The organism is Sphingobium subterraneum (genome assembly GCF_014199435.1).
Taxonomy (GTDB): Bacteria; Pseudomonadota; Alphaproteobacteria; order Sphingomonadales; family Sphingomonadaceae; genus Sphingobium; species Sphingobium subterraneum.
In genome coordinates this window covers 359,009-379,057 of record NZ_JACIJP010000001.1, presented here as the reverse complement: position 1 = coordinate 379,057, position 20,049 = coordinate 359,009, and the positions used below count along the sequence as shown (strand labels likewise).

The window sequence follows — 20,049 nt, the reverse complement described above, 5'->3', positions numbered from 1 at the left end:
GTGTTTTCCAAAGGGCTCGATTATGCAAAGGCGACGATGCCCCTGATAATAGCTGGCGCTATGGTTGGGATCGCGTGGGCTTTACGCCCGAGTACATGGGGAAGATAAATGGCTGACGCACCCCATATCCCCGATGAAACCGAAACCCGCGCCCGCTGGGGTGGCTTCGCGTGGACGGCCGAAAACGCCGAGCAGGCCAAGAAGGTCATCGCGCGCTATCCCGCCGGGCGGCAGCAGTCGGCGATCATGCCGTTGCTCGACCTCGCCCAGCGGCAGGTCGGCGCGGAAACGAACACGCAAGGCTGGCTCCCCGTGCCGGTGATCGAATATGTCGCTGCGCAACTCGATATGCCCTACATGCGCGCCTATGAGGTCGCGACCTTCTACACCATGTACAATCTCGCGCCTGTGGGCCGCTATCATGTGCAGGTGTGCGGCACGACGCCGTGCATGCTGCGCGGGTCGGACGATGTGCTCGCCGCGTGCAAGAACAAGGGTCTGGTCAAGGGCCACACCACGCCTGACGGCCTCTTCACCCTCACCGAAGTCGAGTGTCTGGGTGCCTGCGCCAATGCGCCGATGGTGCAGATCAACGACGACAATTACGAAGACCTGACCTATGACAGCATGAGCGCGGTGCTCGATACGCTCGCGAGCGGCGGCCAGCCCAAGATTGGCCCGCAGATCGACCGCCAGACCAGCGCGCCGGAGGGTGGCCCGACCACGCTCAAGGAAATGGTCAGCGAAAATCACGATTACCGGGGGGCTTGGTGATGAACCTTATCCATTACCGTTCGTCCAGAGTAGCCACTGAGCTTGTCGAAGTGGCGTATCGAAGGACTGATGCCGCGTGCGACCCTTCGATACGGGTCTTCGACTTGCTCAGACCCTACTCAGGGCGAACGGGTTCAGGCGCGAGGACGCGCGCGCATGACTGACGCACCGGCACCCGCAACCCCGCCCTCCTTCGTCGGCCCGCTCGCCGACAAGGACCGCATCTTCACCAACGTCCACGGCTTTCAGGACTGGGGCATCGACGCAGCGATGAAGCGCGGCGACTGGGACAACACCAAGGCACTCCTGGCGCTCGGCCAGGACGCGATCATCGACATCATCAAGGCGTCGAACCTGCGCGGACGCGGCGGTGCGGGCTTCCCCACCGGCATGAAATGGTCCTTCATGCCTAAGGAGAGCAAGGACGGCCGCCCCAGCTTCCTCGTCATCAACGCCGACGAGTCCGAACCGGGCAGCTGCAAGGACCGCGAGATCATCCGCCACGATCCGCACAAGCTGATCGAGGGCGCATTGGTCGCCGGTTTCGCGATGCGCGCGCGCGCCGCCTATATCTACATTCGCGGCGAGTTCATCTACGAGGCAAAGGTGCTGTTCGCCGCCGTGGAGCAGGCCTATGCCAAGGGATTCCTCGGCAAGAACGCCTGCGGTTCCGGCTATGATTTCGACGTGTTCGTCCATCGCGGCGCGGGCGCATACATCTGCGGCGAGGAAACCGCGCAGATCGAGAGCCTCGAAGGCAAGAAGGGCCAGCCACGCCTCAAGCCACCGTTCCCGGCGGGCGCGGGCCTTTATGGCTGCCCCACCACCGTCAACAATGTCGAGAGCATCGCGGTGTCGCCGACGATTCTGCGGCGCGGGGCGGCGTGGTTCAACGGCTTCGGGCGCGAGGGCAATCGTGGCACCAAGCTGTTCCAGATTTCCGGCCATGTGAACAAACCCTGCGTCGTCGAGGAATCGATGAGCATTCCGTTCAAGGAACTGATCGACCGGCATTGCGGCGGCATTCGCGGCGGCTGGGACAATCTGCTCGCGGTCATCCCCGGCGGATCGTCGGTGCCGCTGGTTCCCGCCGCGCAGATCATGGACGCGCCGATGGATTTCGACGGGCTGAAGGCGCTTGGGAGTGGCCTCGGCACTGCCGCCGTCATCGTGATGGACAAGTCCACCGACATCGTCCGCGCCATCTCCCGCCTCAGCTATTTCTACAAGCATGAAAGCTGCGGCCAGTGCACCCCCTGCCGCGAGGGAACGGGGTGGATGTGGCGTGTGATGGAACGCCTGCGCACCGGCGAGGCTGACATCAGCGAAATCGACATGCTGCAGGAAGTCACCAAGCAGGTCGAAGGCCACACCATCTGCGCGCTCGGCGACGCAGCCGCCTGGCCGATCCAGGGATTGATCCGCCATTTCCGCCCTGAGATCGAGCGACGTATTGTGGAAGCCAAGGGTGGCGCTGGCACGATGATGGAGGCGGCGGAGTGATGGTCGCCAACCTCTCCTCATCCACCGCCGTCACCCCGGCGAAAGCCGGAGTCCCGCTTTTGGTCGTCGATGTTGTGTCAGCATGTGGCGGAACCAAAGGCAGCGGGACCCCGGATCAAGTCCGGGGTGACGAGTTTGTGCGGGAGGCGGCGGAGTGAAACGCGCCCTGCCGATCCTTGCTGCCTTGTTTGTTGCAAACCCTGCGTTAGCGGCGAAAAAGGAAGATGCGTGGGCGCAATGTCTATGGAAAAACGTGCCGACGTCGTCAGCAAATTGGCTTGCCTTGAAGCCGCCAGTTGAAAAATCGCGTTTAGATGCGCCTGAAACTCCCGACGTTACTCTTCAATATCGTCTTCGCGCTTCGTGCGAGCGGGAGTTGACTCCTCTCGGAAAAAAATGGGCACCCACATTTAGTGCTGAAAAGGTTCGGGCGGCGTTGAGCGCAACACGTCCCGCCTCTATTGGCCCAGACCAAATGCAGCCAAAGGCTTTTCGTTGCGATTACTATTTTGAGGATGATCTACAGCTCAAAACTCGCGCGCGGTTTGAGTGGGGTTTCGAAGATGAAGCCGGTCGCCAGATTTGGTCATCGGTCGATTATGGCTTTGCGGGCACTAAAGGTGGAGCTGTATTTTTGACCAAAGGGGCAGGGATAAAAAAAATGCTTCGTCGTGCAGTCAAATGGGGTGCTAGTTGATGCCTAAACTCACCGTAGATGGCGTAGAGATCGAGGTTCCTGCTGGCGCGACCGTGCTGCAGGCGTGCGAGCTGGCGGGTAAGGAAATCCCGCGTTTCTGCTATCATGAGCGCCTGTCGATCGCGGGCAATTGCCGCATGTGTCTCGTCGAGGTCGCGCCCGGTCCGCCCAAGCCGCAAGCTTCCTGTGCGCTGCCCGCTGCCGAGGGGCAGACGATCCGCACCGACACGCCCATGGTCAAGAAGGCGCGTGAAGGGGTGATGGAGTTCCTCCTCATCAACCACCCGCTCGATTGCCCGATCTGCGATCAGGGCGGCGAGTGCGATTTGCAGGACCAGTCCGTCGCTTATGGCAAGGGCCGCAGCCGGTTCGATGAGAACAAGCGCGCCGTCACCGACAAATATATGGGGCCAATCGTCAAGACGACGATGACCCGCTGCATCCAGTGCACCCGCTGCGTGCGCTTTGCCGAGGAAGTCGCGGGCGTGCCGGAAATCGGCGCGATCTATCGCGGCGAGAATATGCAGATCACCACCTATCTGGAACATGCCGCCAAGAGCGAGCTGTCCGGCAATGTGGTCGACCTGTGCCCGGTCGGCGCGCTCACCTCCAAGCCCTATGCGTTCGAGGCGCGGCCCTGGGAGCTGAAAAAGACCTTCTCCATCGACGTGATGGACGCGCTCGGCACCAATATCCGCCTCGATAGTCGCGGGCGGCAGGTGCTGCGCGTTCTTCCGCGTGTCAACGATGATGTGAACGAGGAATGGGCGTCGGACAAAACGCGCCACCATGTCGACGGGCTCGTGCGTCGTCGGCTGGACAAGCCCTATGTGCGCCAGAACGGCAAGCTGGTCGAGGCAAGCTGGGACGAGGCGTTCGCCGCCATCGCCAAAGTCGCCAAGAGCGCGAAGGGCAGCGTTGCGGCCGTGGCGGGCGACATGCTCGATTGCGAGACGATGTACGCCGCGCGCGAACTGGTGACGTCGCTGGGCGGCACGATGCTCGAAGGGCGGCAGACCGGCCTTGCCTATGACGTTTCGAGCCTTGCGGCGGTCAATTTCAATTCGACCATCGCGGGGATCGAAACGGCGGACGTGATCCTGCTCGTCGGCACCAACCTGCGCTGGGAAGCGCCGCTCGTGAACACGCGGGTACGCAAGGCGGTGAAGAAGGGCGCGAAGGTTTTCGCCGTCGGCCCGACATTCGACCTGACCTATGCCGTGACGGCGCTGGGCAATGACGCGAGCCTGCTGGGCAAGCTGCCCCAGGACGTGCTCGATGCCTTTGCCGGGGCCAAGCGCCCCACAATGATCGTGGGCGGCGGCGTGCTGGCCAAGGAGGGCGCGCATGGCGCGACACTGGCGCTGGTCGAGACGCTGGGTCTCATCAAGGACGGCTGGAACGGCTATAACGTGCTGCACTTCGCGGCGGCACGGATGGGTGGCTTGATGCTGGGTTACGCCACCGATGGCGGGATCAAGGCGATCGCGGCGGCCAAACCGAAGCTGCTACTCTCGCTCGGCGCGGACGAAGTCGATTACACCGCCTTCGGTGACAGCTTCACGGTCTATATCGGTCACCATGGTGACACGGGCGCACACAACGCCGATGTCGTGCTGCCCGGTGCCAGCTATGCGGAGAAGCCCGGCACCTATGTGAACCTCGAAGGCCGCGTGCAGCGCGCCGAAAAGGCGGTGTTCCCGCCCGGCGATGCGCGCGAAGACTGGGCGATCCTGCGCGCACTGAGCCAGGTTCTCGGCAAGACGCTGCCGTTCGACAGCTTCGAGGCTCTGCAGGCCAAGATGTTCGCGGATGTCCCGGCATTGGCGAGCGAAGGACTGGTGCACTATCCGTGGTCTGCGCCGAAGCTCTCCGCCAAGCCGACGGGCGAACTGGGATCGCCGATCAAGGATTTCTACCTCACCAACAGCATTTGCCGGGCCAGCCCGACGATGCAGCGCTGCTCGGCGGAATTGCTCCACGGTGAAGAATTTGCGGAGGCTGCGGAATGACCGCCTTCTTCCAAGATTATCTCGGCCTGCCGTACGAAGGCGCGTGGCTGCTTTCAACGATTGTCGGCATTCTCGTGATTGCCCTGCCGCTGATGCTGGCGGTGGCGATGATCATCTATGCCGATCGCAAGATCTGGGCGGCGATGGCGTTGCGGCGTGGCCCCAATGTCGTTGGCCCCTTCGGTCTGCTCCAGAGCTTCGCGGACGGCCTCAAGGTCTTCCTGCAGGAAACCATTATCCCGAGCGCGGCGAACAAGGGCCTGTTCCTGATCGCGCCGATCATCACCTTCACCGTCGCGCTGATGGCGTGGGCGGTGGTTCCCTTCGGCGCGGGCGTGGTCCTCTCCGACATCAACGTTGGCCTGCTCTACATTCTCGCGATCAGTTCGCTGGGCGTTTACGGAGTCGTCATTGCTGGCTGGGCGTCGAACTCCAAATATCCGTTCTTTTCCGCGATGCGCGCGTCGGCGCAGATGATCAGCTACGAAGTCTCGATCGGCTTCATCCTGATCTGCGTCGTGCTGTGGGCGGGCAGCTTCAACCTTTCCACCATCGTGGAAAGCCAGAAGGGCTATTACGGCTTTTTGAACGGTAATGGCTTCAACCCGCTGCTCTTCCCGATGGCGGTGATGTTCCTGATCTCCTCCATGGCCGAAACCGCGCGCGCACCGTTCGACCTGACCGAGGCGGAAAGCGAACTGGTTGCCGGATACCAGACCGAATATTCGTCCATGGCGTTCGCGCTCTACTGGCTCGGCGAATATGCCAACGTCATCCTGATGTGCGCGCTGAACGCTATCCTGTTCTGGGGCGGCTATCTGCCCCCGGTCGACTGGGCGCCGCTCTATCTGGTGCCGGGCATCCTCTGGCTGTTCGCGAAGATCCTGTTCTTCTTCTTCGTATTCTCCTGGGTGAAGGCGACCGTGCCCCGTTACCGCTACGACCAGCTGATGCGGCTGGGCTGGAAAGTGTTTTTGCCGGTGTCGCTGTTTTTCGTTTTTCTCGTTTCCGGGTTCCTGATGCTGACCCGCTATGGAGTTGCGTCATGAGCGTCGCCCACGTCATCAAATCCTTCACCCTCTGGGAGTTCGTCAAAGCCCATTGGCTGACGTTGAAGTATTTCTTCAAGCCGAAGGCGACGATCAACTACCCCTATGAGAAGAACCCGATCTCGCCCCGTTTTCGCGGCGAACATGCGCTGCGTCGCTATCCCAATGGCGAAGAGCGCTGCATCGCGTGCAAGCTGTGCGAGGCGATCTGTCCCGCGCAGGCGATCACCATCGAGGCGCAGCCGCGTGACGATGGCTCCCGCCGAACGACGCGCTACGACATTGACATGACCAAGTGCATCTATTGTGGTTTCTGTCAGGAAGCCTGCCCGGTCGATGCGATCGTCGAGGGACCGAATTTCGAATTTGCGACGGAAACGCGCGAGGAACTGCTCTACGACAAGAACAAACTTCTCGAAAACGGGGACAAGTGGGAGCGCGCTATCGCCGCGAACCTTGCCGCCGACGCACCGTATCGTTAATGGGCGGTCAGTTTTCATATGATCCGTTCGGCCTAAGTAAGGACCGAGCTTGCCGAGGGCCTGTATCGAAGGCTATGGCGCGGCGATCCTTCGATATGCCGCTTCACCCTTCGACAGGCTCAGGGTATCAGCGGCTACTCGGGACGAACGGTTTTTGGGATCAGGGGGCACATTTCCAGTGATTCACGTCTTCGCCTTCTATCTCTTCGCCTGCATCATGATTGCGGCCGGAGCGTTGACGATCTTCGCGCGCAACCCGGTGCACAGCGTGCTGTGGCTGATCGTCGCGTTTTTCAACGCGGCGGGTCTGATGGTTCTGCTCGGCGCGGAGTTCATCGCGATGCTGCTCGTCATCGTTTATGTCGGCGCGGTCGCGGTGCTGTTCCTGTTTGTGGTCATGATGCTCGACATCGATTTCGCGGAATTGCGTGCGGGTTTCGTCGATTATCTCCCCTTCGGCGTGCTGATCGCGCTGGTGCTGCTGGCCGAAATCCTGTTGGGTGTCGGCATCTGGCAGGCCGGACCCATCGAACTCGCACAGCGCGCCGCGCCTGCGCCGACCGATGCGCATAATATCGAGGCAATCGGGGCACTGCTCTATACCCGGTATATCTTCCTGTTCGAAGCCGCGGGCATCATTCTGCTCGTCGCAATGATCGGCGCGATCGTGCTGACGCATCGGGCGCGCGCCGGGGTGCGCGGCCAGAATATCGACAGCCAGAACCGCCGCCGTCCGCAGGATGCCGTGGTGAACGTCAATCAGCCCGTTGGGCAGGGGGTGGAGCTGTGATCGGCCTGCAACATTATCTGGTGGTGAGCGCGATCCTGTTCGTGCTGGGGGTGCTCGGCATCTTCATCAACCGCAAGAACATCATCGTCATCCTGATGTCGATCGAACTGATCCTGCTGGCGGTCAACATCAACCTCGTCGCCTTCAGCGCGTTCCTGGGCGATCTTGTGGGACAGATTTTCAGCATGTTCGTGCTGACCGTCGCGGCGGGTGAAGCCGCCATCGGCCTCGCGATTCTCGTGATCTACTTCCGTTCGCGCGGCACCATTGCCGTCGATGACGTCAACCGGATGAAGGGCTGAAGTTCGGCATGATCGTATATATCGTCCTTCTTCCGCTCCTCGCCGCGATTATCGCGGGTCTGGGCAACAAGGTGCTGGGCAAGCTCCCCGCCAAGCTGGTGACGACCGGGGCGCTGTTCGCGTCGTGCGCGATGAGCTGGCCGATCTTCCTGTCCTATGTGGCAGGCGGGGCTGAGCCGACGACGGTGCCGCTGTTCACCTGGCTTCAGTCGGGCAGCTTCAATGCGATGTGGGAACTGCGCCTTGACGCCTTGACCGCCGTCATGCTGGTGGTGATCACCACCGTGTCCGCGCTCGTTCACCTCTACAGCTGGGGTTATATGGAGGAAGAGCCGGATCAGCCGCGCTTCTTCGCCTATCTCTCGCTTTTCACCTTCGCGATGCTGATGCTCGTGACGGCGAACAACCTGTTGCAGATGTTTTTTGGCTGGGAAGGCGTGGGGCTAGCCTCCTATCTCCTCATCGGGTTCTGGTTTCGCAAGCCGTCCGCGAGCGCTGCAGCGATCAAGGCATTCGTCGTCAACCGCGTCGGCGATCTGGGCTTTATGCTCGGGATTTTCGGGACCTATCTGGTGTTCGATACGATCTCCATCCCGGAGATTCTGGCCGCCGCCCCCTCGATGGCGGGATCGACCATCGGCTTTCTGGGCAGCCGGTTGGACACCATGACAGTGCTTTGTCTCCTGCTGTTCGTCGGCGCGTGCGGCAAGTCGGCGCAGCTGGGCCTGCACACGTGGTTGCCGGATGCGATGGAAGGCCCGACGCCTGTTTCCGCGCTCATTCACGCAGCGACGATGGTCACGGCGGGCGTGTTCATGGTGTGCCGCCTGTCGCCAATGTTCGAAACGAGCGAAACGGCGCTGCATGTCGTGACCTACGTGGGCGCGGCGACCTGTCTGTTCGCGGCGACGGTGGGCACGGTGCAGACCGACATCAAGCGCGTGATCGCCTATTCGACCTGTTCGCAGCTCGGCTACATGTTCTTCGCGGCGGGCGTCGGCGCCTATGGCGCGGCGATGTTCCACCTTTTCACGCACGCCTTCTTCAAGGCGCTGCTGTTCCTCGGCGCGGGCAGCGTGATCCACGCTATGCACCATGAGCAGGACATGCGCTATTACGGCGCGCTGCGGAAAGAGATCCCGATCACCTTTTGGGCGATGACGGCGGGTACGCTGGCGATTACCGGTGTTGGCATTCCCGGCACACTGTTCGGGTTCGCGGGTTTCTTTTCCAAGGATTCGATCATCGAGAGCGCCTATGCGGCAGGGGGACCGGGGACGACCGCGTTCATCATCGGCGTGTTCGCGGCGCTGCTGACCAGCTTCTACAGCTGGCGTCTGGTGTTCCTGACCTTCTTTGGAGCGCCGCGCTGGGCGGGTAGCGAGCATATCCAGCACGCCGTTCATGACGCGCATGGCCATGGTGATCATCATGACCATCCGGACGAAGAGGATGCGGGTCATCATGATAGCCCGTCGCACGCGCATAGCCAAGGGCCGGTCGTCGGCACGGCGGGCTATCATCCGCACGAAAGCCCTTGGGTCATGCTGCTGCCGCTCGTCGTGTTGTCGGCGGGCGCGGTGTTGGCCGGGTTCCTCTTCCACGGCGCGTTTATCGATCCGGAAGGCGGCGCGCAATTCTGGGACGCTTCGACGCTCGCGTTCAACGAACATCTCATGCACGCCAGCCACGAGGTGCCCAAATGGGTCAAGTGGTCACCGTTCGTGGTGATGTTGACAGGGCTCACTGTAGCCTGGCTCGCCTATATCCGCCATACGGACTGGCCAGCGCGCTTCACTGCGACTTTCCGTGAGCTGTACGCATTCCTGCTCAACAAATGGTATTTTGACGAGCTGTACGACGCCATCTTCGTCAAGCCCGCCTTCTCGATCGGCCGTTTCTTCTGGAAGCGGGGTGACATCGGCCTCATCGATCGCTTTGGGCCGAACGGTATGGCTGCGCTGGTTGTCGCCGGGGGGCGGGTCACACGCAGGCTGCAATCGGGCTATCTCTACACCTATGCGCTGGTGATGCTGATGGGGCTGGCAGCGGCAGTAACATGGGCGATCACACGATAATGAACGGCTTTCCACTCCTCTCGCTGATGCTTGGCGTACCGATGGCGGGTGCTGTCGCCTGTCTTTACAGCAATGCCGCGACGGCCCGCATGATCGCGCTGATCGCGACGGTTATCAACCTCGCGCTGGGCGTCGTTCTCTGGCTCAACTTCGACCAGTCGGCGAGCGCCGCGCAATGGCAGTTTCAGGAATACGCGCCGATCTTCGGGCGTTTTGCCTGGGCGCTGGGGATCGACGGCATCGCGCTCACATTGATCGCCCTTACGGTGTTCCTGATGCCGATCTGCATTCTGGCGAGCTGGGAAGCGATCGAGAAGCGCGTCGGCGAATATATGGCGGCGTTCCTGTTCATGGAAACGCTGATGATCGGCGTGTTCGGCGCGCAGGACATCTTCCTGTTCTACATCTTCTTCGAAGCCGGGCTGATCCCGATGTATCTGATCATCGGCATCTGGGGCGGGGTGGACCGCATTTACGCGAGCTACAAATTCTTCCTCTACACGCTGCTCGGATCGGTACTGATGCTGGTCGCGATGCTGTGGATGACGCGCGAGGCGGGCACGACGGACATCCCGACGCTGATGGCCTATGATTTCGATCCGCGGGTGCAGACATGGCTTTGGCTGGCGTTCTTCGCGAGCTTTGCCGTGAAGATGCCGATGTGGCCGGTGCACACCTGGTTGCCCGACGCGCACGTGCAGGCGCCCACGGCGGGTTCGGTCATTCTGGCGGGCGTGCTGCTCAAGATGGGCGGTTATGGCTTCATCCGTTTCTCGCTGCCGATGTTCCCGGACGCTTCGGCGCAGTTTGCATGGCTGGTGTTCGGCCTGTCGATGGTGGCGGTCATCTATACCTCGCTGGTCGCTCTGGTGCAGAGCGACATGAAGAAGCTGATCGCCTACTCGTCCGTGGCCCACATGGCGATCGTGACGGTGGGCCTGTTCGCGTTCAACCAGGCGGGGATCGAGGGCGCGATGATGGTGATGCTGGGCCATGGTCTGGTATCGGGCGCATTGTTCCTGTGCGTTGGCGTGATCTACGACCGGCTGCACACGCGTGAGATCGACCGTTACGGCGGCCTGTCGATCAACATGCCGAAATATGCGCTGTTGTTCCTGCTGTTCACCATGGCGTCGGTCGGCTTGCCGGGCACGAGCAATTTCGTGGGTGAGTTCCTGGCACTGATGGGCGTGTACGAAGCGAGCAGCCTCGTGGCGTTGGTCGCGACGACCGGCATCATTCTCGGCGCGGCTTATATGCTTTACCTCTATCGCCGCGTAGCCTTTGGCGATCTGACCAAGGACGACGTGCGGGCGATGCCGGACCTATCGGCCCGCGAGTTGGTAATGCTCGTGCCGATCGCACTCGCCGTGCTGTGGATGGGCGTCTATCCCGAGAGCTTTCTGCGTCCGATGCGGGCCGATGTGCAGGCGGTGGTCGCGCGGCTGGCGCACGCCAAGCCCGCCGGTGACGCGCATGTAACCGCAGGCAAGCCGCAGCACGCCGCCACCCATGGTGCACCCGAAACCCATGAAGCCGCCGGGGAGGCGCACTGATTATGGATACCGCTTCCCTGTTGATGACGGCGCCGGAGCTCATCCTGACCGGTGCGGGGCTGATCCTGATGCTGATCGCCGCTTATGCAGGCGACGGCAGCGCGCGCTTGGTCAGCGTGCTGGCGGTCGCGGCGCTTGCCGTGGCAGGGGTATCGCTGACGGGCATTGCGGGCCATGGCGGCGACGCGTTTGATGGCCTGTATGTGGCCGACGCGTTCGCGACCTTCGGCAAGGTGCTGATCTATGTTTCGGCGGCTGTCGCCATCATCATCGCGCCGCGTTTCTTTGCGGCGGGCCGGGCGATCCGTGCCGAATATCCGGTGCTGATCCTGTTTGCGACGGTGGGCATGGGCCTGATGGTCTCCGCGCGCGACATGCTGACGGTCTATATCGGGCTGGAACTGAACAGCCTTGCCGCCTATGTGCTGGCGAGCTTCATGCGGCAGGACAGCCGCTCGGCCGAGGCGGGCCTCAAATATTTCGTGCTCGGCGCGCTGGCGAGCGGCATCCTCCTCTACGGCATGTCGCTGCTGTACGGCTTCACCGGCAGCACATCCTTTGCCGGGATCGCGACCGCGATGGGCGATGGCCTTTCCAAGGGTGAGCTGTTCGGGCTTGTGTTCGTGCTCACTGGTCTTGCCTTCAAGATCAGCGCCGTGCCCTTCCACATGTGGACGCCGGACGTCTATGAAGGCGCGCCGACACCCGTCACCGCATTCTTCGCCAGCGCGCCCAAGGTCGCGGCGATGGGTGTAACCGTGCGTATTGCGATGGAGGCGATGGGCAGCGCGCTGCACAGCTGGCAGCAGATCGTGATCTTCGTGGCATTGGCCTCGATCATCTTCGGCGCCGTCGCCGCTATCGGCCAGACCAACATCAAGCGCCTGTTGGCCTATTCATCGATCAACAATGTCGGCTTCGCGCTGATCGGCCTCGCTGCCGGAACGGCCGAAGGCGTGGCTTCGGTGATGAGCTATCTCGCCATCTATGTCGTCATGACGATTGGGAGCTTCCTGTGCGTGCTCCAGATGCGTGACGTGAACGGCCAGCCGGTTGAGGAGATTGCGAGCCTGTCGGGCCTGTCGCAAAGCCGTAAGGGCCTTGCCGCCGCCATGGCGATCTTCATGTTCTCGCTCGCCGGTATTCCGCCGCTTATGGGCTTCTGGGCAAAGTTCCTGGTGTTTGATGCGGCCGTCGCCGCCGGGCTTACCGGGCTTGCGGCCTTCGGTATCGCGGCATCGGTGATCGGCGCATTCTACTATCTCAAGATCATCAAAACGATGTATTTCGATGCTCCGGCTGATGCCTACGCGCCAGCGGGCAGCCGGATCGAGAGCGCACTGATCGCCGTCTGCGCAGTGATCATCGTCATCGGCTATCTGCTCAATCCCCTGCTCGACACGGCGAGCGCGGCGGCGGCAGCGGCGCTGCAATGAGGCTCGACTGACCGCGCCTTCCATGATGGACATCCGCGTGATCCGGGAAACCGGTTCGACCAATGCCGACATGCTCGCCCTCGCGGGTGAGGGTGTACCGGAAGGCGTGTGGCTGCGGGCGGAACGGCAAACGTCCGGCAAGGGCCGCATGGGGCGGCAGTGGGAAGGCGACGAGGGCAATCTCTATGCCTCGACCCTCGTGCGGTTGCGCGACGGCGACCCGCCGGCCCCCTCGCTTGCGCTCGTTGCTGGCGTGGCGGTGCACGCCGCCCTGACACATTTTGCACCCGACAGTGGCCTCACGATCAAATGGCCCAACGACATCCTGGCCGACCAGGCAAAGATTGCAGGCATATTGCTGGAACGGGCGGGCGATGCGGTGGTGATCGGCATAGGCGTCAACGTCACGCATCACCCGCTGCTGACCGACCGTGCGACGACAAGCTTGCGCGCATTGGGTGTTTCCATGTGCGATGCCACCAGCCTGTGCGAGGAATTGGCTGGCCAATGTGTGCAGATGCTGGCGCTGTGGCGCAGCCACGGGCTGGACGCGATCCGGTCGCAGTGGTTGTCCCGTGCCCATCCACCGGGGTCGCCATTGCTCGCCCGGTTGCCCGATGGAACGCAGGTCGAGGGCCAGTTCGAGACGCTCGATCGTGACGGGGCGCTCATCCTGCGCTTGGCGAATGGGGCAAGAAGTGTCATTCATGCCGCCGACATCTTCCTGCTGTGATACGCAGCCGCACACGCATCTTCGGGACGGGAATAGACCATGCTTCTTGCCATTGACGCGGGAAATACCAACGTCGTCTTCGCTCTGATGGAAGGGCTGCAGATCCGTGCCCGCTGGCGGATCGCGACCGACGCGCGACGCACCGCGGATGAATATGCGGTCTGGCTCAACCAGTTGCTGCAGATCGAAGGTTTCGCCATGGCGGATGTCGACGCGGTCATTATTGCGACGGTTGTGCCGCGCGCCCTCCACAATCTGACCGTGCTGGCCACCAAATATTTCAAGGCCGATCCGCTGATCGCCGGTGCGGCCGGATGGGATATCGTGTTGGATGTCGAGGAACCGGCGTCCGTCGGCGCGGATCGTGTGGTCAACGCCATTGCCGCGCATGCGCTGGCGCAAGACGATCTGATCGTTATCGATTTCGGGACGGCGACCACATTCGATGTGGTCGATTATACCGGCGCATATAAGGGCGGCATCATCGCACCGGGCATCAATCTGTCGCTGGATGCGTTGGTTGCTGCGGCGGCCAAGCTGCCCCGCATCGCGATCGAAGCGCCTGCGAGCGCCTCGGTTATCGGGCGGACCACCGAAAGCCAGATGCACATCGGCGTCTTCTGGGGCTATGTCGCGATGATCGAGGGACTGGTTGCGCGCATGCGGAGCGAAATCGGCCGCCCCACCAAGGTGATCGCCACGGGCGGTCTCGCTGTGCTTTTCGACGAGCACACCAACATATTCGATATCATTGCGTCCGACCTTACCATACAGGGGCTGGCGATGATCCACCAACGGAGCGTGCAACACTGATGACACCTGGAGACGAGCTGATTTTCCTGGCCCTTGGCGGGTCGGGTGAAATTGGCATGAATGTGAACCTGTACGGGTGTCGCGGCAAATGGGTAATGGTGGACCTGGGGCTGACCTTCGCGGATCCGCAATATCCTGGTATCGAACTGGTGCTTCCGGACCTGACTTTCATCGAAGAGCGGCGCGATGACCTGCTCGGCATTGTGCTGACGCATGGACATGAAGACCATATCGGCGCCATCCCTTATCTCGCTGCCGACTTGGGTGTGCCGCTCTACGCGACGCCATTTACCGCGGGGCTGATCCGCGGCAAGCTGGAAGAAGAAGGGCTGAGCAACAAGGTCAAGCTGATCGTGGTGGAAAATGAGGGGAGCCTGACCCTTGGCGATTTTTCCTTCCGCTACGTACCGCTGGCGCATTCGATCGCGGAAGGCAACGCACTGCTGATCGACACGCCGTTCGGGCGGATTTTCCACACGGGCGACTGGAAGCTGGACGATCAGCCATTGCTGGGCGATCCGGCAACCGAGGCGCAGTTGCGCGCAATCGGGGACGAGGGTGTGCTCGCTTTGGTGTGCGACAGCACCAATGTATTCAATCCTGAAGCCAGCGGGTCCGAAGGCGATGTGCGCGACGGCCTGATGGACGTGGTGAAAGCCGCCACCGGGCGTGTCGTGGTAACGACCTTCGCGTCCAACGCCGCACGGGTGCAGACGCTGGGCGAGGTGGCAAAGGCGAGCGGTCGCGCGCTGTGCGTTGCCGGGCGCTCGCTCGATCGCATCATTACCGTTGCAAAGAGTTGCGGCTATCTGCGCAATTTCCCACCGATGGTCGACTGGGATACCGCAATGGATATGCCGGGGCGCAACGTGTTGATCGTCGCGACCGGCGGGCAGGGCGAAACACGCGCTGCGCTGGCGCGCATCGCAGGGGACAGTCACCCGATCAAGCTGGGCGAAGGCGACCTGGTCGTATTCTCGTCCAAGCAGATACCGGGCAATGAGATCGCTATCGGTAAAGTGCAGAACCAGCTCGCGGCCAAAAAAGTGACGATGATCACCGACCGGCAGGCGCATGTCCATGTATCGGGCCACCCCGGCCGTCCGGAACTGGCCGCCATGTACGCATGGATCCGGCCGGAGATCCTGCTGCCGGTGCATGGCGAAATGCGCCATATGGCCGAGCAGGGCCGCTTCGGTCTCGAACAGGGCATTCCCCATGCGGTGGTTCAGGGCAATGGCGACGTGGTTCGCCTCGCGCCCGGCCCGGCGAAGATCATCGGGCACGAAGCGACCGGACGGCTGGTGCTGGATGGCGACGTCATCCTTGCGGCGGACGGCGCTACGATGAACGAGCGGCGCAAGGTCGCGGCGCACGGGCAGATCAGCGTCGCTGTCGCACGCGATGGGCGCGGTCGGATAGCCGGGGAACCGGCGATCCGTCTTCAGGGCGTGCCCCTGGAAGAGGATCGCGAGGCATTCATCAGCGAAGCGACAGAGGAAGCCGCAACGGCGGCGGCTACAGGCAATGGCGACGAAGAGGCGCTGCGGGAACGCATCCGCCTTGCGGTGCGGCGCGTGGCAACGCGATGGACCGGCAAAAAGCCGATTGTCGACGTGCTGTTGCTGCGGGTATAAGCGGCCATGCGCTTCACCTCGATCCTCGCCATCTACCTGTTGTTCTGGGTGATGAGCGCGTTTCTGCTGCTGCCTTTCGGGGTGCGCACGCCGGATCAGACCGGTGATGCGCTGGTTCCGGGTCAGGCGCACAGCGCGCCGAGCAACTTCCGACCGGGGCGGCTGGCGATGCGGGCAACGATCCTCGCGCTCCTGCTGTTCGGACTGTTCTACGCCAATTATGTAAACGGTTGGATCGGCGTCTCGGATATAGATATCAGCAGCTATTTGCCGGGCCGACCCGAGGGATCCTAGTCCTCATATCCCGCACCGGGATATTCATCCTCGGCAAGATCGCTGAATTTGGTGATCTTCGCATCGAATTTCATGCGGACCTTGCCGGTGGAGCCATGGCGCTGCTTGGCGACGATCAGTTCGGCGAGGCCGTAGACGCGCTCCATTTCCATCGCCCATTTGGCGTGGTCCTCGTGCATCTTGGAATCGTCGCCTTCGAGCGGACGCTTGGGTTCTTTCGCCTGGATATAATAATCCTCGCGAAACACGAACCACACCATATCCGCGTCCTGCTCAATCGACCCTGATTCGCGCAGATCCGAGAGTTGCGGACGCTTATCCTCGCGCTGTTCGACGGCACGGCTGAGCTGGGACAGGGCGAGCACGGGAAGGTTCAGTTCCTTCGCCAGCGTCTTGAGGCCGCGCGAAATTTCGGAAATTTCCTGCACGCGATTGCCATCGCCCGATTTGCCGGTGCCCTGCAAAAGCTGAAGATAGTCGACGACAATGAATCCGATATCGTGCCGCCGCTTCAGACGCCGAGCGCGCGTGCGCAGTGCCGCGATGGTGAGGCCGGGTGTGTCATCGATAAACAGGGGAAGTTCCTGCAACTCGCGCGCGGCTCGAGACAGATTCTGAAAATCGGCGCGGCTGATCTTGCCCATGCGCAGCGCTTCGCCGCTGATCCCCGACTGTTCGGCCAATATGCGCGTAGCGAGCTGGTCAGCAGACATTTCGAGCGAGAAAAAAGCCGTTTTCGCGCCCATGTTCTTCGACGGGTCGATCCCATCGGCGTCGTCGCGCATCCAGCGCGAGGCCGCGTTATACGCGATATTCGTGGCGAGCGACGTCTTGCCCATGCCGGGGCGACCGGCCAGGATCATCAGATCGCTGTTGTGCAGGCCGCCGATTTTCTCGTTAAGGCTGGTGATGCCGGTGGTGATACCGGAGAGGTGGCCGCCGCTGTTGAGCGCCCGTTCGGCGACCTGCACCGCCATGGTGCTCGCCTGGAGGAAGTTCTTGACCGAACCCGTCTCGCCTTCGCCTTCGGAGACCTTGTAAAGCGCAACTTCGGCCGCCTCGATCTGCGCGCGTGGGTCGACATCCTCGCTGGTGTCGAGCGCCTGCTCCACCAGTTCCCGTCCCACGCCGACGAGCTGGCGCAACAGGGCGAGATCATAAATCTGGGTGGCAAAATCGCGCGCACCAATGAGGCTCGCGCCGCTGCCTGTCAGCTGAACAAGATAGGCCGATCCGCCGAGCTCCTTGAGCGCTGGGTCCTGATCCAGCATGGGTTTCAGCGTCACGGGACTGGCGACCATGTTGCGATCGAGCAGTTTCAGCACCGATTCGTAGATCCGCCCATGCACCGGCTCGAAGAAATGTTCGGGCCGCAGCTTCATCTGCACGTCTTCGGCGACTCGGTTGTCGATCAGCAAGGCACCGAGCAACGCCGCTTCCGCCTCGATATTGCGCGGGAGTTCGCGGGTTGTCCCTTCGGGAGAATCTACCAGTTTCAATGCTTCGGCCATGGCGCCATTGTCCTCTTCTGCGCATCGGAACGCAAGCGAGCTGTTGCGATAAAACTGGGGATAAGACCCGCGGCAAGGACGGGATGCACGGGGGGCCTTGATCTTTGCGCGTCATGGCCGCACTGCTGGGACGGACCATGGCAGACCCGCGCATCATCGATATCCAGCTCGACCAGCGGACCATCATCTGGCGCAACGCCGATGTGGAGCAGGAACGGCGCATCGCGATCTTTGACCTGCTTGAGGACAATTATTTCGCTCCGCAGCGGGACCACGAGGATGGCTATGCCGGGCCGTACAAGGTTCGGCTGAGTGTCGAGGAGGGCCGTCTGGTCATTGCTGTGGATCGGGAAGACGGCACCCCGCTAGAGCAGGTCATCCTGGGCCTTGGCCGCTTTCGTCGGCCCATCCGCGAATATTTTGCAATCTGCGACAGCTATTTTCAGGCGATCCGGCAGGCGACGGCACAGCAGATCGAGACTGTCGACATGGCGCGGCGGGCGATCCATAACGAGGCGGCGGAGACTTTGAAGGAGCGACTCGACGGCAAGATCGACGTGGATTTCGACACCGCCCGCCGCCTCTTCACGCTGATCTGCGTGCTGCATATCAAAGGGTGAACAAGAGATATGCGCCGTTCCCGTCGCCCCTCACGGACGCGCCTGCTCATTGCAGGCCTGGCGGTCCTTGCCACTCTCGCGGGCATATTGTGGTTCATTTGGACGCGGTGGACGCCTTCGCAAGACCGGTATCCCGTGCAGGGCATCTCCGTGTCGGAACGGCAGGGCGAAATCGAATGGCGCACTGTGCGGACCCAAGGGGCGGATTTTGCGTATATCCGCGCCACCACAGGTGTCGCGCATCGCGACCCCCGCTTCGCGGCGAACTGGGCAGGCGCGCGAGAAGCGGGGCTACGCTATGGCGCAGAACTGGCCTTCGACCTGTGCAAGCAAGCAAGCGATCAGGCGACGTCGTTCATCACCACCGTCCCGCGCGACAATGCGGCGCTGCCTCCGGCAATCCGGCTGGATTTCATGGAAGGCTGCGGTGCCCGGCCGAGTCGCGACACGGTGCTTTCTGAGCTTAACACGCTGCTCAATCTGGTGGAGGCCTATAGCGGGAAGCCTGCACTGCTGCGGGTAAGCGAACGCTTTGACGCGGCCTATGATCTCGGTTCCGGTATCAACCGGACTTTGTGGCTGGAAGGAAATCTGTTTCCTCCCGATTACGCGACACGGCCCTGGGTCATGTGGACGGCGTCCGATGCGCACCGGATGACCGGGGTATCGGGGCCTGTCGACTGGAACGTGGTCGCACCATGACAGGCCGCAACGCCCTGATCGATGCGGCGCGGGGCGCGATGCGTCACGCTTATGCGCCCTACAGCCAATTCGCCGTCGGCGCGGCGGTGGAGCTGATCGACGGCACCGTCTTCCTGGGCAGCAATATGGAAAATGCCAGCTATGGCCTCTCGCTCTGCGCAGAAGCGGTGGCGATCGCAAGCGCCAGTACAGCGGGCAAAATGGCCGATATCTGCACGATAGCAGTCGTGGGCGGCGGCGGTGATCCCATAGTGCCCTGTGGACGGTGCCGACAGCTGATCGCCGAGGTCCAGGCGGTGGCGGGACGGCCGGTTGCCGTGCATTGCAGTGCGTCCAGCGGCCAGGACGTGCGAAGTTTTATGCTGGATGCGTTGCTCCCTCATGCGTTTGGTCCGGCGGCCCTTGCCCCGGCGCACGAGCCGCGCCATACATCCGACCCGTCAACAGGAAACCTATAAGAGCATGTCCATCCTTTCCGACCGCTGGATCCGGCAACAGGCGCTGGAAACCAACATGATCGAGCCGTTCGTCGACGGGCAGAAGCGGGATGGATGCATCAGCTACGGCCTGTCGTCCTACGGATATGACGCGCGGGTGGCGGACGAGTTCAAGATTTTCACCAATGTCGACAGCGCGATCGTCGATCCGAAGGACTTCGCGGCGAACAGCTTCGTGGATCGCAAGACCGATATCTGCGTCATTCCGCCCAACAGCTTTGCGCTGGCGCGGACGGTGGAATATTTCCGCGTGCCGCGCGATGTGTTGGTGATCTGCCTGGGCAAATCGACCTATGCGCGTTGCGGCATCATCGTGAACGTAACGCCGTTGGAACCCGGCTGGGAAGGCCATGTGACGCTGGAATTTTCCAACACCACGCCTCTGCCCGCGCGGATCTACGCGAACGAGGGCGCGTGCCAGTTTCTGTTCCTGAAGGGCAATGAGCCGTGTGAGACCAGCTACGCGGACCGTGCGGGCAAATATATGGGCCAACAGGGCGTTACGCTGCCGAAGCTTTAAAGCGCGGGGCAGGGGCCTCTTCGTTGTTTCTCACGCCCCATTC

At 62.0% G+C, this 20,049-nt stretch carries 20 protein-coding genes; 19 read left to right on the top strand and 1 reads right to left on the bottom strand.

Annotation, left to right across the window (positions count from 1 at the left end; genetic code table 11):
• Positions 1 to 108 precede the first annotated feature (108 nt).
• From nuoE to FHS92_RS01770, 15 genes are all read left to right on the top strand, one after another.
• A complete protein-coding gene (gene nuoE, locus FHS92_RS01840) occupies positions 109 to 774 on the top strand; it encodes an NADH-quinone oxidoreductase subunit NuoE (RefSeq protein WP_184076981.1) in 666 nt (221 codons plus the stop codon).
• Positions 775 to 930: 156 nt separating this feature from the next.
• A complete protein-coding gene (gene nuoF, locus FHS92_RS01835; protein WP_184076979.1) occupies positions 931 to 2,277 on the top strand; it encodes an NADH-quinone oxidoreductase subunit NuoF in 1,347 nt (448 codons plus the stop codon).
• Between the two features lie 154 nt (positions 2,278 to 2,431).
• The gene (locus tag FHS92_RS01830; RefSeq protein WP_184076978.1) at positions 2,432 to 2,974 is read left to right on the top strand and encodes a hypothetical protein; all 543 of its coding nucleotides are present in this window, start codon (positions 2,432 to 2,434) and stop codon (positions 2,972 to 2,974) included.
• Positions 2,974 to 4,986 (top strand): NADH-quinone oxidoreductase subunit NuoG, encoded by a 2,013-nt coding sequence (gene nuoG, locus FHS92_RS01825; RefSeq protein WP_184076977.1) that lies wholly within the window; start codon positions 2,974 to 2,976, stop codon positions 4,984 to 4,986. The genes FHS92_RS01830 and nuoG overlap by 1 nt, the downstream gene beginning before the upstream one ends.
• On the top strand, positions 4,983 to 6,035 hold the full coding sequence (gene nuoH / locus FHS92_RS01820) for an NADH-quinone oxidoreductase subunit NuoH (protein WP_184076976.1): 1,053 nt from the start codon (positions 4,983 to 4,985) through the stop codon (positions 6,033 to 6,035). Before nuoG ends, nuoH begins: the two co-directional genes overlap by 4 nt.
• The gene (gene nuoI / locus FHS92_RS01815; protein WP_184076975.1) at positions 6,032 to 6,517 is read left to right on the top strand and encodes an NADH-quinone oxidoreductase subunit NuoI; all 486 of its coding nucleotides are present in this window, start codon (positions 6,032 to 6,034) and stop codon (positions 6,515 to 6,517) included. Before nuoH ends, nuoI begins: the two co-directional genes overlap by 4 nt.
• 178 nt (positions 6,518 to 6,695) lie before the next feature.
• Complete coding sequence (locus tag FHS92_RS01810; RefSeq protein WP_184076974.1) at positions 6,696 to 7,307, top strand: NADH-quinone oxidoreductase subunit J; 612 nt, start codon at positions 6,696 to 6,698, stop codon at positions 7,305 to 7,307.
• On the top strand, positions 7,304 to 7,609 hold the full coding sequence (nuoK, locus tag FHS92_RS01805; RefSeq protein WP_184076973.1) for an NADH-quinone oxidoreductase subunit NuoK: 306 nt from the start codon (positions 7,304 to 7,306) through the stop codon (positions 7,607 to 7,609). Before FHS92_RS01810 ends, nuoK begins: the two co-directional genes overlap by 4 nt.
• 8 nt (positions 7,610 to 7,617) lie before the next feature.
• Positions 7,618 to 9,687: an NADH-quinone oxidoreductase subunit L gene (gene nuoL, locus FHS92_RS01800; protein WP_184076971.1), complete on the top strand. Its 2,070-nt coding sequence runs from the start codon at positions 7,618 to 7,620 to the stop codon at positions 9,685 to 9,687.
• Positions 9,687 to 11,243 carry an NADH-quinone oxidoreductase subunit M gene (locus FHS92_RS01795; protein ID WP_184076969.1) on the top strand — a complete coding sequence of 519 codons (1,557 nt, stop codon included), beginning with the start codon at positions 9,687 to 9,689 and terminating at the stop codon, positions 11,241 to 11,243. The genes nuoL and FHS92_RS01795 overlap by 1 nt, the downstream gene beginning before the upstream one ends.
• The gene (gene nuoN / locus FHS92_RS01790) at positions 11,243 to 12,679 is read left to right on the top strand and encodes an NADH-quinone oxidoreductase subunit NuoN (protein ID WP_184078690.1); all 1,437 of its coding nucleotides are present in this window, start codon (positions 11,243 to 11,245) and stop codon (positions 12,677 to 12,679) included. The genes FHS92_RS01795 and nuoN overlap by 1 nt, the downstream gene beginning before the upstream one ends.
• 25 nt (positions 12,680 to 12,704) lie before the next feature.
• Positions 12,705 to 13,412 carry a biotin--[acetyl-CoA-carboxylase] ligase gene (locus FHS92_RS01785; RefSeq protein WP_184078688.1) on the top strand — a complete coding sequence of 236 codons (708 nt, stop codon included), beginning with the start codon at positions 12,705 to 12,707 and terminating at the stop codon, positions 13,410 to 13,412.
• A 39-nt stretch (positions 13,413 to 13,451) separates the two neighbouring features.
• On the top strand, positions 13,452 to 14,225 hold the full coding sequence (locus FHS92_RS01780) for a type III pantothenate kinase (protein ID WP_184076966.1): 774 nt from the start codon (positions 13,452 to 13,454) through the stop codon (positions 14,223 to 14,225).
• Positions 14,225 to 15,862 (top strand): ribonuclease J, encoded by a 1,638-nt coding sequence (locus FHS92_RS01775; RefSeq protein WP_184076964.1) that lies wholly within the window; start codon positions 14,225 to 14,227, stop codon positions 15,860 to 15,862. The genes FHS92_RS01780 and FHS92_RS01775 overlap by 1 nt, the downstream gene beginning before the upstream one ends.
• 6 nt (positions 15,863 to 15,868) lie before the next feature.
• Positions 15,869 to 16,156: a DUF1467 family protein gene (locus tag FHS92_RS01770; protein WP_184076962.1), complete on the top strand. Its 288-nt coding sequence runs from the start codon at positions 15,869 to 15,871 to the stop codon at positions 16,154 to 16,156.
• Here FHS92_RS01770 and FHS92_RS01765 read toward each other — a convergent pair.
• Positions 16,153 to 17,667, bottom strand: a complete 1,515-nt coding sequence (locus FHS92_RS01765; RefSeq protein ID WP_184076960.1) for a replicative DNA helicase — start codon at positions 17,665 to 17,667, stop codon at positions 16,153 to 16,155. The two genes, FHS92_RS01770 and FHS92_RS01765, sit on opposite strands and share 4 nt — an antisense overlap.
• 137 nt (positions 17,668 to 17,804) lie before the next feature.
• Between FHS92_RS01765 and FHS92_RS01760 the strand changes: the two genes are divergently transcribed.
• Genes FHS92_RS01760 through dcd form a run of 4 tightly spaced genes read left to right on the top strand, consistent with a single transcriptional unit; the run spans position 17,805 to position 20,006 of the window.
• A complete protein-coding gene (locus tag FHS92_RS01760) occupies positions 17,805 to 18,287 on the top strand; it encodes a UPF0262 family protein (RefSeq protein ID WP_184078686.1) in 483 nt (160 codons plus the stop codon).
• Positions 18,288 to 18,296: 9 nt separating this feature from the next.
• Positions 18,297 to 18,989, top strand: coding sequence for a GH25 family lysozyme (locus tag FHS92_RS01755; protein ID WP_184076959.1), 693 nt, complete (start codon positions 18,297 to 18,299; stop codon positions 18,987 to 18,989).
• Positions 18,986 to 19,447, top strand: a complete 462-nt coding sequence (locus FHS92_RS01750) for a cytidine deaminase (RefSeq protein ID WP_184076957.1) — start codon at positions 18,986 to 18,988, stop codon at positions 19,445 to 19,447. The genes FHS92_RS01755 and FHS92_RS01750 overlap by 4 nt, the downstream gene beginning before the upstream one ends.
• A 4-nt stretch (positions 19,448 to 19,451) precedes the next feature.
• Positions 19,452 to 20,006 carry a dCTP deaminase gene (gene dcd / locus FHS92_RS01745; RefSeq protein ID WP_184076955.1) on the top strand — a complete coding sequence of 185 codons (555 nt, stop codon included), beginning with the start codon at positions 19,452 to 19,454 and terminating at the stop codon, positions 20,004 to 20,006.
• The last annotated feature ends 43 nt before the right edge of the window (positions 20,007 to 20,049 follow it).